The 13,929-nt window shown below is 65.2% G+C and carries 11 protein-coding genes; 2 read left to right on the top strand and 9 right to left on the bottom strand.

Annotated elements, in window-relative coordinates:
* Positions 1 to 25: 25 nt before the first annotated feature.
* The 5 genes from iscR to WS87_RS07040 form a co-directional block, all read right to left on the bottom strand.
* Entirely contained in the window at positions 26 to 565 is a 540-nt protein-coding gene (iscR, locus tag WS87_RS07060; RefSeq protein ID WP_009691731.1) for a Fe-S cluster assembly transcriptional regulator IscR, read from the bottom strand.
* A 119-nt stretch (positions 566 to 684) separates the two neighbouring features.
* Positions 685 to 1,167 carry a low molecular weight protein-tyrosine-phosphatase gene (locus WS87_RS07055; protein ID WP_059817841.1) on the bottom strand — a complete coding sequence of 161 codons (483 nt, stop codon included), beginning with the start codon at positions 1,165 to 1,167 and terminating at the stop codon, positions 685 to 687.
* Positions 1,168 to 1,268: 101 nt separating this feature from the next.
* The gene (locus tag WS87_RS07050; protein WP_059817843.1) at positions 1,269 to 1,496 is read right to left on the bottom strand and encodes a hypothetical protein; all 228 of its coding nucleotides are present in this window, start codon (positions 1,494 to 1,496) and stop codon (positions 1,269 to 1,271) included.
* 127 nt (positions 1,497 to 1,623) lie between these two features.
* Complete coding sequence (locus WS87_RS07045; RefSeq protein WP_059817845.1) at positions 1,624 to 3,036, bottom strand: lactate utilization protein B; 1,413 nt, start codon at positions 3,034 to 3,036, stop codon at positions 1,624 to 1,626.
* Between the two features lie 33 nt (positions 3,037 to 3,069).
* Positions 3,070 to 3,792, bottom strand: coding sequence for a (Fe-S)-binding protein (locus WS87_RS07040; protein ID WP_044848195.1), 723 nt, complete (start codon positions 3,790 to 3,792; stop codon positions 3,070 to 3,072).
* A 183-nt stretch (positions 3,793 to 3,975) separates the two neighbouring features.
* Here WS87_RS07040 and WS87_RS07030 point away from each other — a divergent pair, with 183 nt between their 5' ends.
* Positions 3,976 to 4,785, top strand: a complete 810-nt coding sequence (locus WS87_RS07030; RefSeq protein ID WP_059535866.1) for an IclR family transcriptional regulator — start codon at positions 3,976 to 3,978, stop codon at positions 4,783 to 4,785.
* Between the two features lie 101 nt (positions 4,786 to 4,886).
* Here the strand turns inward: WS87_RS07030 and pbpG are convergent, their stop codons facing one another.
* Complete coding sequence (gene pbpG / locus WS87_RS07025; protein WP_059535869.1) at positions 4,887 to 6,038, bottom strand: D-alanyl-D-alanine endopeptidase; 1,152 nt, start codon at positions 6,036 to 6,038, stop codon at positions 4,887 to 4,889.
* Positions 6,039 to 6,691: 653 nt separating this feature from the next.
* On the opposite strand from pbpG, the gene WS87_RS07020 reads away from it, so the two are divergent.
* Positions 6,692 to 7,258 carry a phasin family protein gene (locus WS87_RS07020; RefSeq protein WP_059817847.1) on the top strand — a complete coding sequence of 189 codons (567 nt, stop codon included), beginning with the start codon at positions 6,692 to 6,694 and terminating at the stop codon, positions 7,256 to 7,258.
* A 196-nt stretch (positions 7,259 to 7,454) separates the two neighbouring features.
* Here WS87_RS07020 and lpdA read toward each other — a convergent pair whose 3' ends face one another.
* The 3 genes from lpdA to aceE all read right to left on the bottom strand — a co-directional run bounded on the left by lpdA (position 7,455) and on the right by aceE (position 13,916).
* Positions 7,455 to 9,224, bottom strand: a complete 1,770-nt coding sequence (lpdA, locus tag WS87_RS07015) for a dihydrolipoyl dehydrogenase (protein WP_059817849.1) — start codon at positions 9,222 to 9,224, stop codon at positions 7,455 to 7,457.
* A gap of 272 nt (positions 9,225 to 9,496) precedes the next feature.
* Positions 9,497 to 11,149, bottom strand: coding sequence for a dihydrolipoyllysine-residue acetyltransferase (gene aceF, locus WS87_RS07005; protein WP_059817851.1), 1,653 nt, complete (start codon positions 11,147 to 11,149; stop codon positions 9,497 to 9,499).
* Between the two features lie 70 nt (positions 11,150 to 11,219).
* On the bottom strand, positions 11,220 to 13,916 hold the full coding sequence (gene aceE / locus WS87_RS07000; RefSeq protein ID WP_059535874.1) for a pyruvate dehydrogenase (acetyl-transferring), homodimeric type: 2,697 nt from the start codon (positions 13,914 to 13,916) through the stop codon (positions 11,220 to 11,222).
* Between the last annotated feature and the right edge of the window lie 13 nt (positions 13,917 to 13,929).

The raw sequence follows: 13,929 nt of genomic DNA, 5'->3' as shown, positions 1-13,929 counted from the left end.
TATGGGGTGTGCGGCGCGTTCGCGCTCACGAACTCGCGATGTTGAACACCGAATTGGGACCGAGCGGCATCGTGCGCACCGGTTCGGCCGGCGCCGCGACGGGCTCCGGCGTGCGCCGATCGCGCAGCACCGCGGGTGCGCCTTCGCGTGCGCGCTGCTGATCGACGAGATCCTGCAGCGATACCGAATCGAGGTATTCGACCATTTTCTGGTTCAGGGTCGACCACAGTTCGTGCGTCATGCAATGGCCGTCGGGCTGCTTCGAGCCGTCGCACGTGCCTTTGCCGCCGCACTGCGTGGCGTCGAGCGGTTCATCGACCGCGATGATGATGTCGGCGACGGTGACGTCCTGCGCGCGGCGCGCGAGGTTGTAGCCGCCGCCCGGGCCGCGCACGGATTCGACGATTTCATGCCTGCGCAGCTTGCCGAACAGCTGTTCGAGATACGAGAGCGAAATCCGCTGGCGCTGGCTGATGCCTGCAAGCGTCACCGGGCCCTGCTCCTGGCGCAGTGCCAAGTCAATCATCGCCGTGACGGCGAAACGGCCTTTGGTGGTGAGTCTCATGGTGTCTAGGGGACTGCAATCTTGACGATTTTGGTCAAGTATAAATATTTGACGATTTTAGTCAAGTATCCATGTCTTCGACAGGGTATTCGCAGATCGCTGAATACACCCCGCCGCGATCAGCGTGCGGCGCCGCTCTGGAGGATGTCCAGCAGGCCCGCGCATGCGCACTCGACCTGGTCGAGCACCTGTTCGAAGCCCTGCGCGCCGCCGAAATAAGGATCCGCCACTTCGGTCTCGGTCGCGCCCGGCGCGAATTCCATCAGAAGGCGCACCTTGCCGCGATGCTCGGGCGGGCAGCGCCGCCGCAATTCCGCGAAATTGGCTTCATCCATCGCCAGCAGCAGATCGAACCGCTCGAAATCCACCGCGCTCACCTGCCGCGCCCGCAGCGCCGACAGGTCGTAGCCACGGGTGCGGGCCGCCGCCTGCGCACGCGTGTCGGGCGGCTCGCCGACGTGCCAGTCGCCGGTCCCGGCCGAGTCGATCGCGATCCGATCGGCCAGCCCGGCCGCATCGACCTGGTGGCGCATCACGCCTTCGGCCGTGGGCGAACGGCAGATGTTGCCGAGACAGACGAAACAGATCGCAACGCGGGTCATCGCACTATCGAAAAGCCGCGGCGAACCGCGCGGAAGAAGAACGCGCCATTATACAAAGGCGCCCGGAATCGCGCCGCCGCGCAAAGCGACGGCGGCGTGCCTTACAGCGCCTTGGGTGCGGCGAGCACGACGTCGCCGGATACGGCCGGCAACGGCTTCGCCGCGTCGCCGACCAGCCCGAACGACACCGCGCGCGCGAGCTCGGCCGATGCCTGATGAACGGCGAGCGGGCCACGCGACGGCGCGTCGGCCATCGCGTGCAGATAAGCGACCGCGGCGAGCGGAACGACGATTGCCAGCGGCCAGTACATCGATATTGTCTTTCTCATGATGCGGCTCCTTGACCTCATGCCCCGAAACCCGATTCCGGGGACTACAGGCAGGATTCTATAGACCGCACCTATCGAGATAAATACATGAATAGCGAACGCACTGTTGTCGCTCGATGAACAGTCGTCAGCCGAGGTGGCTTTGCGATGCCGCGTACAGTTCGCGGAAGGTGCGTCCGGTCGGCGTCGGCATGTCGCGCGTATCCATCCAGCCGCCCATCATCGGCAGGCGCCGCAGCGTGCCGCCGCTGCCGCCCAGCCGCTCGAGGATGCGCACCGCGAGCTTGGTCGTGAGCGCGTACAGCATCGGCCGGCGCGCGACAAAGCCCCACGCGGCGAGCGCGGCGCGCTCGCGCCACGGCCTCAGATGCCGCTCGACCTGTTTCTCGCGCAGCGTGCGCAGCAAGTGCGACAACGGGATCCCGGCCGGACACACGCTGTCGCATTCGCCACACAGCGTCGCGGCCTGCGGCAAGTCGAGCGCTCGGTCGAGCCCCACGTAGCTCGGCGTCAGCACCGAGCCCATCGGGCCCGGATAGACCCACCCGTACGCGTGCCCGCCGACCTTCTGATATACCGGGCAGTGGTTCATGCAGGCGCCGCAGCGGATGCAGCGCAGCATCTCCTGGAACTGGCCGCCGATCAGTCCCGTGCGACCGCCGTCGACGAGCACCACGTAGTTGTGCTCCGGACCGTCCTCGTCGCCGGGGCCGCGCGGCCCGGTGAGCAGCGAGAAATAGTTCGAGGTCTTCTGCCCGGTCGCCGAGCGCGGCAACAGACGCATCGCGGTCGCGAGATCCTCGAGCGTCGGCAGCACCTTCTCGATGCCCGTCACCGCGACATGCACACGCGGCATCACCGTGCACATCCCTTCGTTGCCTTCGTTCGTGACGACCGCGACCGACCCCGTCTCGGCGATCACGAAGTTGCCGCCCGTCACCCCCATGTCGGCCGACAGGAAATGCGGACGCAGCACCTCACGCGCCTCGCGCGTCATGTCGGGAATTTCGGTCAGCCGCTCGCGGTGGTGCGTGCGCGCGAACAGGTCCGCAATCTCGTCCTTGTCCTTGTGCACGACGGGCGCAATGATGTGGCTCGGCGGCTCGTTGTCGTTGATCTGCAGGATGTATTCGCCGAGGTCCGTCTCGATCGACTGCACGCCCATCTCGGCGAGCACCGCGTTCAGGCGCATTTCCTCGGACACCATCGACTTCGTCTTGATGACCTTCTTCACGTCGTGGCGTCGCGCGATGTCGGCGACGAGCCGCGCGGCGTCGGCGGTCGTTTCCGCGAACAGCACCGTCGTGCCGCGCCGCGTCGCCTCGCGTTCGAACGCCTCGAGCCACACGTCGAGATTCTCCAGCGCACGGTCGCGGCGCGCCTTCAGCGCGGCGCGCGTCGCCTGGAAGTCGATCGCGGTCATCGCGTCGGCGCGTGCGGACACGAACTTCGTCGACAGCTTCTTCAGGTTCTGCTGCAGGCGCTGGTCGGCCAGCTTCTGGCCGGCACGGGCCTTGAAATGCATCGATTGGACTTGCATCGCGGTATCGGGAAAAGTGAGCGGAACCGGGCGTCAGACGTCGCCCGCCAGCACCTGCGCGACGTGCAGCACGCGCGTGTCGCGGTCGCCCGTGCGGCGCAACCGCCCTTCGATGTTCAACATGCAGCCGAGATCGCCGAGCACGACGGCGCCCGCGCCCGATGCGCGCACGTTCGCGCATTTCTCGTCCGCGATGGCCGCCGAAATGTCGCCGTACTTGACCGCGAACGTGCCGCCAAAGCCGCAGCAGTGCTCGCAGTCCTTCATCTCGGTGACGGCCACGCCGCGCTGCGCGAGCAACGCGCGCGGCTGCGCCTTCACGCCGAGCTCGCGCAGGCCCGAGCACGAGTCGTGATAGGTGACGGGCCCCGTGAATTCGCCGGGCGCGAGCGTCACCTTCGCGACGTTCGCGAGGAAATCGGTCAGTTCATAGACTTTCTGCTGAAATCGCGCATAGCGCCCCATCAGTTCGGGGTCGTCGCGGAACAGGTCGCCGTAGTGCGCGCGGATCATGCCGCCGCACGAGCCCGACGGCGCGACGACGTAGTCGAACTGCTCGAACTCGCGCAGCGTCTTTTCGGCGAGATCGCGTGCGAGCGCGCGGTCGCCCGAGTTGTAGGCCGGCTGGCCGCAGCAGGTTTGCGCGGGCGGCACGAACACCTCGTAGCCGGCTTCGCGAATCAGTTTCAGCGCGGAAAAACCGATTTCCGGACGCATCAGGTCGACCAGGCAGGTCACGAACAAACCGACTCGCATATGCGCTCCTTCGAGAAAACGGCTCTCATTATCCGCCGTTTGGCCGGCAAGACCAACGCCGGCGCGCGCGCAAGCACGCACGGCCGGAAACGAGGACTTCCTCGAACGGCGTTCGCTTTTTTCACGATACGAGATACAATCGACGCAACCACCGCTTGATGCGTCAACCGATTCTCCCCCGACATGAGCCAACCCACCCCGGATTCCAAAACGTCGATCCAGGTGATCGAACGCATGATGCGGCTGCTGGACGCGCTCGCCGCGCACAGCGACCCCGTCAGCCTGAAAGAGCTTGCGCAGCGCACCGAGCTGCATCCGTCGACCGCGCACCGCATCCTCAACGACATGGTGACCTGCCGCCTCGTCGACCGCTCCGACCCCGGCACGTACCGGCTCGGCATGCGGCTGCTCGAGCTCGGCAACCTCGTGAAGGCGCGCCTGTCGGTACGCGACGCCGCGCTGATGCCGATGCGCGAGCTGCACCGTCTCACCGGGCAGACCGTGAACCTGTCAGTGCGCCAGGGCGACGAGATCGTCTATATCGAGCGTGCGTATTCGGAGCGCTCGGGGATGCAGGTCGTCCGCGCGATCGGCGGCCGCGCGCCGCTGCACCTGACGTCGGTCGGCAAGCTGTTTCTCGCGGTCGACGAAACGTCGCGCGTGCGCGCCTACGCGACGCGCACCGGGCTGTCCGGCCATACGCAGAACAGCATTACCGACATCGCGAAGCTCGAGCGCGAACTGACGCTCGTGCGCCAGCAATCGTGCGCGCGTGACAACGAGGAACTGGAGCTGGGCGTGCGATGTATCGCGGCCGGCATCTACGACGACTCGGGCAAGCTCGTCGCGGGCCTCTCGCTGTCGGCACCGGCCGATCGCCTGCAGGACGCGTGGCTCGGCCAGTTGAGCCGCACCGCCCTCACCATTTCTGAATCGCTCGGCTATCGGCCGGAGCCCGCGAAGGACGCCGAAGGGCTGCAACGGCACGCATGACCCGCACCGCCCGCCGCACGGCGGCCGGACGAAAAAAAGCCCCGCGATTGCGGGGCTTTTTCTTTGCGGCGACGGTACGGCGGCGAACCGCCGTGGCGCGATCAGGTGCCGCCGCTCGCCGTGTTGGCCGCCGTCAAGCGCTCGCCGCCGCCGGCGTCGAGCCAGTTGCGCAGGCGCGCCGCGTCGGCGAAACGCGAGTACTTGCCGAACGAATCCAGCAGCACCATCACCATCGGCCGGCCGTGGATCGTCGCCTGCATCACGAGACATTCGCCTGCCTCGTTGATGAAGCCCGTCTTCTGCAGGCCGATGTCCCACGAGCCGTTGCCGCGGATCAGCGCGTTCGTGCTGTTGTAGACCAGATTGCGCTTGCCCGTATTGACGTCGTACGTGCGGTCGGTCGAGAACTGGCGAATCATCGGGTACTGGTACGCCGCGTTGACCATTTTCACGAGGTCGCGCGCGCTCGACACGTTCGAGCTCGACAGACCCGTCGAATTCTCGAAGTGCGTGTCGTTCATGCCGAGCGACTTCGCCTTCGCGTTCATCGCGGCGATGAATGCGGGACGGCCACCCGGGTAGTAGCGCGACAGCGCGGCAGCGGCACGGTTTTCCGACGCCATCAGCGCGATGTGGAGCATGTCCTCGCGCGACAGAACCGAGCCGACCGACAGGCGCGAGCCCGTGCCCTTCTCGTAGTCGCGGTCTTCGTCGGTGACTTCGAGCTGGTCGGTCATCGGCGATTTCGCGTCGAGCACGACCATCGCCGTCATCAGCTTCGAGATCGACGCGATCGGCACGACGGCGTGCGAATTCTTGTCGAACAGCGGCTCGCCGGTGTTCTGGTCGACGACGTACGCGACGCTCGAGCGCAGCGCAAGCGCGTCCGGCGTGTCGTGCAGGCCGAATGCCTGACCGACCGTCGGGCGACGCGGCTGGAACGCGACCTTGCGCACCGCACCGCGGTGGCCGTGCACGTTCGACGCGAGCGTCGCGCGCTTGCGCGTTGCCTTCGGCGCATCGGCCGACGCGACGTTGGCGGATTTCGCGGAGGCGGCCTTCACCGTCTTCTTCTTCGCCGAAGAAGTGGAAGCGGCTTTCTTGGCGGCCTGGTGTGTCTTCGCAGTGGCGGCAAAGGCGTCAGCGGGTGCGACGGACGCAGCGGTCGCCAGCAAGGCGACGGCGACCGACACAGCCGTGCCGAGCGTCATGCTCTGCAACAATCTGCGCGGTGAAAACGATTCGGCTTTCATTGGGGTCTGGACAAAGCGGGCGGGAGTTTCCGCAAGTGTAGTTAAAGCTGAAAAAAAGAGCAATATTAGGCACTTACCGATCGTCGTTAAACCGGAATGTAAGAGTTGACCAACGACGAGTCGATCAACCCTCCCGCTCCCATCGAAAAAATTGATGAGATGCGCTGCCCGACAGCACCCGTCTCCCGATTACCACACGGTTAATTGAGATAACGTCACTTTGGCGACGAATTAAAGCGGGGAAAGTACGTACCCGGCGCTCGGTGTGCCTGCGGCACCGGTGTCGACCGCGGCGGCGGCACATCGCCACGGCACGCGCAGTGAAACGGCGCGCTTTTCGACAGGAACAGAACCATAACGTTCCACATGCCTGTCAGGTTTACCTGTGCATGATCATGGTGCGCCGCGCCTTCCCCGGCCCGGTGCGCACCATGTGGGATCACGCCTGAAACCGATTCCGGATGGGCCTGATAACTCGTTGTTTTATCGATAATTTGTCGCGATTGTGCAACGCACAAAAAGTACTTGACAAGCGTTTTCTCTGCCCTAAAATACGACTCATTGCTGCGTTGCACAAAGCACGCGGATCCGTGGTTCCCCAGCGTAGTGCCCCTTACCCTGCGATCGACGCGATCGCTTTTCAGGAGCTTGACATGTCCTTGCTGACCCCCGAGCAAATCGCCGCCGCACAGAAAGCCAACCTCGAAAGCCTGTTCGGTCTGACGACCAAGGCGTTCGAAGGCGTCGAAAAGCTGATCGAACTCAACCTGCAGGTCGTGAAGTCGTCGCTGGCGGAAAGCCAGGAAAACGCGCAGCGCCTGCTGTCGGTGAAGGACGCGCAGGAACTGATCGCGCTGCAAGCGAGCCTGTCGCAGCCGGTCGCGGAAAAGGTGCTGTCGTACAGCCGTCACCTGTATGAAATCGCCTCGTCGACGCAAGCCGAGTTCGCGAAGGTTGCCGAAGCGCAATTCGAAGAGCAGAACAAGAAGGTCCAGGCGCTCGTCGACAACGTCGCGAAGAACGCCCCGGCCGGTTCGGAAACGGCTGTCGCCGCCCTGAAGTCGGCACTGAACGCAGCGAACACGACGTACGAAACGGTCCAGAAGGCTGCCAAGCAAGCCGTCGAGATCGCCGAAACGAACTTCAACGCGGCTGCCGCTGTCGCGACGAAGGCTGCGAGCGCTGCTGCATCGCGCCGTTCGAGGAAGCCGGCCGCGTAAGCGTCCCCTGCTCCTGAAAAAGCCGCGCACTGCGCGGCTTTTTTTCGTTTCCGGCGTCGGAACATCCGGGCATCCGGTCGTCGCCGGCGCGTTGGGGCACTGCCGTCGGCTGCGGCAAAAGAAAACGCCGCAGTCCGGATATCCCGGGCGGCGGCGTTTTTTCGTGGCCGGCACGAGGCCGGCCATGCCGGTCGCGTTACTTCTTGCGTTGCGGCGGCAGGTCCGTGCAGACGCCTTCGTACAGCTCGGCGGCCATGCCGACCGATTCGCCGAGCGTCGGGTGCGGATGGATCGTCTTGCCGATGTCTTCCGCGTCCGCGCCCATCTCGACGGCGAGGCACACTTCGCTGATCAGGTCGCCCGCGTTCAGGCCGACGATACCGCCGCCGATCACGCGATGGGTTTCCTCGTCGAAGATCAGCTTCGTGAAGCCTTCGTCGCGGCCGTTCGCGATCGCGCGGCCCGATGCGGCCCACGGGAACACGGCCTTGCCGTACTTGATGCCTTCGGCCTTGCACTGGTCTTCCGTCTTGCCGGCCCAGGCCACTTCCGGGTCCGTGTACGCCACCGACGGGATCTGCAGCGCGTCGAAGTATGCTTTCTCGCCGTGTGCGGCTTCCGCTGCGACGTGGCCTTCATGCACGGCCTTGTGCGCGAGCATCGGCTGACCGACGACGTCGCCGATCGCGAAGATGTGCGGGACGTTCGTGCGCATCTGCTTGTCGACGTCGATGAAGCCGCGGTCGGTGACCGCGACGCCGGCCTTGTCGGCACCGATCTTCTTGCCGTTCGGGCTGCGGCCCACCGCGACGAGCACGAGGTCGTAGCGCTGCGCTTCCGCCGGCGCCTTCTCGCCCTCGAACTTCACGTAGATGCCGTCTTCCTTCGCTTCCGCGCCGACCGTCTTGGTCTTCAGCATCACGTTGCCGAAGCGCTTCGCGTTGTACTTTTCCCAGACCTTCACGAGATCGCGGTCCGCGCCCATCATCAGGCCGTCCATCATTTCGACGACGTCGATCTCGGTGCCGAGCGTCGAGTACACCGTCGCCATTTCGAGGCCGATGATGCCGCCGCCGATCACGAGCATGCGTTTGGGCAGCTGACGCAGTTCGAGCGCGCCCGTCGAATCGACGACGCGCGGGTCTTCCGGCATGAACGGCAGCTTCACTGCCTGCGAGCCGGCGGCGATGATCGCCTGCTTGAACTTGACGACCTTCTTGCCGTTTTCGCCCTGCACTTCCATGTGATACGGATCGACGAATGCGCCGACGCCGGTGACCACTTCGACCTTGCGCGCCTTCGCCATGCCGGCGAGGCCCGTCGTCAGCTTCTTGACGACGCCGCCCTTGAAGTCGCGCAGCTTGTCGAGATCGACCTGCGGCTTGCCGAACGAGATGCCGTGCGCCGCGAGCGCTTCGGCTTCCTCGACGACGAGCGCCGTGTGCAGCAGCGCCTTCGACGGAATGCAACCGACGTTCAGGCAGACGCCGCCGAGCGTCGAGTAGCGTTCGACCAGCACCGTCTTCATGCCGAGGTCGGCTGCGCGGAACGCGGCCGAATAGCCGCCGGGGCCGGCGCCGAGCACGAGCATGTCGCACTCGATGTCGGCTGAGCCGCCGTAGCTGCCGGCTTGCGGCGCGGGTGCCGCAGCGGCGGCGGGCGCAGCGGCCGGAGCCGGTGCTGCGGCCTTCGCGGGTTCGGCTGCTTTCGCCGGAGCGGCGGCACCTGCCGAAGCTTCGACGATGGCGATGACCGTGCCTTGCGAGACTTTCTCGCCGGCCTTGACCTTGACTTCCTTGACCGTGCCGGCGACGTCGCTGGGCACTTCCATGGAGGCCTTGTCCGATTCGAGCGTGATGAGCGTTTGCTCTTTTTCGATCACGTCGCCGGGTTTGACGTTGACTTCGATGACATCGACGCCGCTGAAATCGCCGATATCCGGAACCTTGACTTCGATGAGACTCATTACTGTCCCCTTCTTGATTAGCTGCAGACAGAGAGGGAGCCGCTCGCGGAAGAACTACGGCCTGACAAGAGAACGCACACTTGGGCAGGACCACCTTTGCCGTCCGCCCAAGGACGCGCCTTTCTTTTGGTTACTTTTCTTTGGAAGACAAAGAAAAGTGACCGCCGCCCCGCGCAGGGGCGACGCTAGCACACCGTCAAGAAAGCCAGTTCAACGACAGGGCGTGGATCACCGAAAGAAAACCCACGCCCCGCGAGCACGCTCCCCGCTCATCAAAGAATGATGCGACGGAAATCGGCGAGCAACGCACCGAGATACGCATTGAACCGCGCGGCTTCCGCGCCATCGATGACACGATGGTCATACGACAGCGACAGCGGCAGCGTCAGACGCGGCACGAACTGCTTGCCGTCCCACACCGGCTTCATCTGACCGCGCGACAACCCGAGGATCGCGACTTCCGGCGCGTTGATGATCGGCGTGAAGTTGGTGCCGCCGATGCCGCCGAGCGACGAGATCGAGAAGCAGCCGCCCTGCATCTGGTCCGGCTTCAGCTTGCCGTCGCGCGCGGCCTTCGACAGCTCGGCCATTTCCTTCGCGATGTCGACGAGGCCCTTCTTGTCCGCGTCGCGGATCACCGGCACGACGAGACCGTTCGGCGTGTCCGCGGCGAAACCGATGTGGTAGTACTGCTTGAACACCAGGTTGTCGCCGTCGAGGCTCGCGTTGAAGGTCGGGAATTTCTTCAGCGCGGCGACGACCGCCTTGATCACGAATGCGAGCATCGTGAACTTCACGCCGGCCTTCTCGTGCTCCTTGTTCAGCTGCACGCGCAGCGCTTCGAGCTCGGTGATGTCCGCTTCGTCGTTGTTCGTGACGTGCGGGATCATCACCCAGTTGCGATGCAGGTTCGCGCCCGAGATCTTCTTGATGCGCGACAGCGGCTTCGCCTCGAACGGGCCGAACTTCGCGAAGTCGACCTTCGGCCACGGCAGCAGGTTCAGCTCGCCGCCGCCTGCCGGCGCGGCTGCCGCGCCCGGCGCTGCGCGCTGGCCCGTCATCACGCCCTTCACGAAGCCCGTGATGTCTTCCTTCGTGATACGGCCCTTCGGACCGCTACCCTGCACGCGTGCGACTTCGACGCCGAGTTCGCGCGCAAACTTGCGCACGGAGGGCGATGCGTGGCTCGCGCGATACTCGCCCGACGGTGCGGCGGCCGGCGCGGCAGCAGCCGGAGCCGGTGCGGCCTTCGCGGGAGCCGGTGCGGCGGCGGGTGCCGGCGCGGCAGCGGCCGGAGCCGGTGCGCTCGCCTGCGGCGCGGCGGCAGGCGCGCCGCCAGCGGCGTCGAGCAGCACGATCAGCGTGCCTTCCGACACCGAATCGCCCACCTTGACCTTGATTTCCTTCACGACGCCAGCGGCCGGGCTCGGCACGTCCATCGTCGCCTTGTCCGATTCGAGCGTGACGAGCGACTGCTCCTTCTCGACCGTGTCACCGACCTTCACGCCGATCTCGATCACCGGGACGTCCTTGTAGTCGCCGATGTCGGGCACCTTCACCTCGAGCGTGCCGCCCGACGCAGCGGGAGCGGCAGCCGACGCGGCTGCTGCCGGTGCCGGCGCTGCCGCCGGAGCCGGAGCCGGAGCTGCTGCCGGCGCGGCCGCGCCGTTCACCTGCGCCGCGGCGCCGCCTTCGAGCAGGATGATCAGCGAGCCTTCCGATACGGAATCGCCCACCTTGATCTTCACTTCCTTGACCGTGCCGGCTGCCGGGCTCGGGACGTCCATCGTCGCCTTGTCCGACTCGAGCGTGACGAGCGACTGCTCGGGCTCGACCGTGTCGCCCACCTTCACGAGCACCTCGATGACGGGCACGTCCTTGTAATCGCCGATATCCGGCACCTTCACTTCGATCGCTTGACTCATCTTTTTGTGTCTCCATGGCCGCGCGCGCCCCTCCCGGAAGCGGCGCGCGGCATCACACGGCGCGTGTGCGTTAAACGGTCATCGGGTTGGGCTTCGACGGATCGAGGTTGTACTTGGCAATCGCGTCCGCGACCACCTTGCGCTCGATCGTGCCTTCGTCGGCCAGCGCGTTCAGCGCGGCGACGGTGACCCAGTGACGGTCGACTTCGAAGAAGTGACGCAGCTTCTCGCGGGTGTCCGAACGACCGAAGCCGTCCGTGCCCAGCACGACGAAGCGGCGATCGATCTGGCCGCGGATCTGGTCGACCAGCGCGCGCACGTAGTCGGTCGATGCGATGACCGGGCCTTGCGTGTCCTTCAGGCACTTCTGCACGTGCGACAGGCGACGCTCTTCGGTCGGATGGAGCAGATTCCAGCGCTCGATTTCGTGACCTTCACGCGCGAGTTCGGTGAAGCTCGGCACGCTCCACAGGTCGGCCGCGACACCCCAGTCGTTCTTCAGCAGGTCGGCGGCGGCGATTACTTCGTTGAAGATCGTGCCCGCGCCGAGCAGCTGCACGCGCGGCGCCTTCTGGTCGGCGTCCGCCTTCTTGAACGCGTACATGCCCTTGATGATGTCGGCCGCCACGTGCTCGCCCTGCGGAATCGCCGGGTGCTCGTAGTTCTCGTTCATCACCGTGATGTAGTAGTACACGTCTTCCTGGTCCTGCACCATGCGGCGCAGACCGTCCTGGATGATCACCGCGAGTTCGTAGCCGAACGTCGGGTCGTAGCTCACGCAGTTCGGCACCGATGCCGCCCACAGGAGCGAGTGACCGTCCTCGTGCTGCAGGCCTTCGCCGTTCAGCGTCGTACGGCCCGCGGTGCCGCCGAGCAGGAAGCCGCGCGAGCGCATGTCGCCCGCCGCCCATGCCAGGTCGCCGATCCGCTGGAAGCCGAACATCGAATAGAAGATGTAGAACGGCACCATGATCTCGCCGTGCGTCGAATACGACGTCGCCGCCGCGATCCAGTCGCACATGCCGCCCGCTTCGTTGATGCCTTCCTGCAGGATCTGGCCGGTTTCCGATTCCTTGTAGAACATCAGCTGGTCGGAATCTTCCGGCACGTACTTCTGGCCTTCCTGGTTCCAGATACCGATCTGGCGGAACAGGCCTTCCATGCCGAACGTACGCGATTCGTCCGGGACGATCGGCACGACGCGCTTGCCCAGCGCCTTGTCCTTCAGCAGGATGTTCAGGATCCGCACGAACGCCATCGTCGTCGAGATCTCGCGGCCTTCGCCCGTGCCCTTCAGCAGCGGCTCGAATGCGTCGAGCGCCGGCACCGGCAGCGACGTCGCCTTCTCGCGGCGATGCGGCAGGTAGCCGCCGAGGTCCATGCGCTTCTGGCGCATGTATTCGAGTTCCTTCGAACCTTCCTCGAACTTCAGGTACGGCACGTCGGCGATCTGCTCGTCGGTGATCGGCAGGCGGAACTGGTCACGGAACTTCTTCAGTTGCTCGACCGGCAGCTTCTTCTGCTGGTGCGTGATGTTCATCGCCTGGCCCGACTCGCCCATCCCGTAGCCCTTGATGGTCTTCGCGAGAATGACGGTCGGCGCGCCCTTCGTGTTGGTCGCTTCGTGGAACGCCGCGTAGATCTTGTGCGGATCGTGGCCGCCACGGTTCAGCGCCCAGATGTCGTCGTCCGACCAGTCGGCGACGAGCGCCTTCAGTTCAGGCGTGTTGAAGAAGTGCTCGCGTACGAACGCGCCCGACTCCGACTTGTACGTCTGGTATTCGCCGTCGACGACTTCCATCATGCGACGCATCAGCGCGCCCGTCTTGTCGCGTGCGAACAGCGCATCCCAGCGGCTGCCCCAGATGACCTTGATCACGTTCCAGCCGGCGCCGCGGAATTCCGATTCCAGTTCCTGGATGATCTTGCCGTTGCCGCGCACCGGGCCGTCGAGACGCTGCAGGTTGCAGTTGATCACGAACACGAGGTTGTCGAGCTTCTCGCGGCTCGCCATGCCGATCGCGCCGAGCGATTCCGGCTCGTCCGTCTCGCCGTCGCCGAGGAACGCCCAGACCTTGCGGCCGGCGGTCTTCGCGATGCCGCGCGATTCCAGGTACTTCATGAAGCGTGCCTGGTAGATCGCCATAATCGGGCCGAGACCCATCGACACGGTCGGGAACTGCCAGAAGTCCGGCATCAGCCACGGGTGCGGGTACGACGAGATGCCCTTGCCGTCGACTTCCTGGCGGAAGCTGTCGAGCTGCTCTTCCGACAGGCGGCCGAGCAGGAACGCGCGCGAGTACACGCCCGGCGACGAGTGGCCCTGCACGAACACGAGATCGCCGCCGTGCTGGTCCGACGCCGCGTGCCAGAAGTGGTTGTAGCCGACGTCATAGAGCGTCGCGGCCGATGCGAACGACGCGATGTGGCCGCCGACGTTCGTGTCCTTGCCTGCGCGCAGCACCATCGCCAGCGCGTTCCAGCGCGTGTACGAACGGATGCGGTGCTCGACGTCCTGGTCGCCCGGAATCTTCGCCTGGGCTTCGACCGGGATCGTGTTGATGTACGGGGTGTTGGCGGAGAACGGCAGGTGTTCGCCGTGCATGCGGGCGAATTCGATCTGCTTTTCGATCAGGTAGTGCGCGCGGCCGGTGCCCACGGAGGAGATCACGCCGTCGAGCGACTCGAGCCATTCAACGGTTTCTTGCGGGTCGTCGTCACGATCGGCGGCGACATATTTCATCACTTCGTTCGGTACAGCGGACATTCTCGTCTCCTGG

Source organism: Burkholderia sp. MSMB0856 (assembly GCF_001524645.2).
Taxonomy (GTDB): Bacteria; Pseudomonadota; Gammaproteobacteria; order Burkholderiales; family Burkholderiaceae; genus Burkholderia; species Burkholderia diffusa.
Note: the sequence above shows the minus strand (reverse complement) of the source record. Positions and strands in the feature narration are given on the sequence as shown.

What these genes read in the sequence shown, in the direction of transcription:
- iscR (WP_009691731.1), bottom strand. Translation starts at nt 565, where the DNA reads ATGAGACTCACCACCAAAGGCCGTTTCGCCGTCACGGCGATGATTGAC.
- WS87_RS07055 (WP_059817841.1), bottom strand. Translation starts at nt 1,167, where the DNA reads ATGACCCGCGTTGCGATCTGTTTCGTCTGTCTCGGCAACATCTGCCGT.
- WS87_RS07050 (WP_059817843.1), bottom strand. Translation starts at nt 1,496, where the DNA reads ATGAGAAAGACAATATCGATGTACTGGCCGCTGGCAATCGTCGTTCCG.
- WS87_RS07045 (WP_059817845.1), bottom strand. Translation starts at nt 3,036, where the DNA reads ATGCAAGTCCAATCGATGCATTTCAAGGCCCGTGCCGGCCAGAAGCTG.
- WS87_RS07040 (WP_044848195.1), bottom strand. Translation starts at nt 3,792, where the DNA reads ATGCGAGTCGGTTTGTTCGTGACCTGCCTGGTCGACCTGATGCGTCCG.
- WS87_RS07030 (WP_059535866.1), top strand. Translation starts at nt 3,976, where the DNA reads ATGAGCCAACCCACCCCGGATTCCAAAACGTCGATCCAGGTGATCGAA.
- pbpG (WP_059535869.1), bottom strand. Translation starts at nt 6,038, where the DNA reads ATGAAAGCCGAATCGTTTTCACCGCGCAGATTGTTGCAGAGCATGACG.
- WS87_RS07020 (WP_059817847.1), top strand. Translation starts at nt 6,692, where the DNA reads ATGTCCTTGCTGACCCCCGAGCAAATCGCCGCCGCACAGAAAGCCAAC.
- lpdA (WP_059817849.1), bottom strand. Translation starts at nt 9,224, where the DNA reads ATGAGTCTCATCGAAGTCAAGGTTCCGGATATCGGCGATTTCAGCGGC.
- aceF (WP_059817851.1), bottom strand. Translation starts at nt 11,149, where the DNA reads ATGAGTCAAGCGATCGAAGTGAAGGTGCCGGATATCGGCGATTACAAG.
- aceE (WP_059535874.1), bottom strand. Translation starts at nt 13,916, where the DNA reads ATGTCCGCTGTACCGAACGAAGTGATGAAATATGTCGCCGCCGATCGT.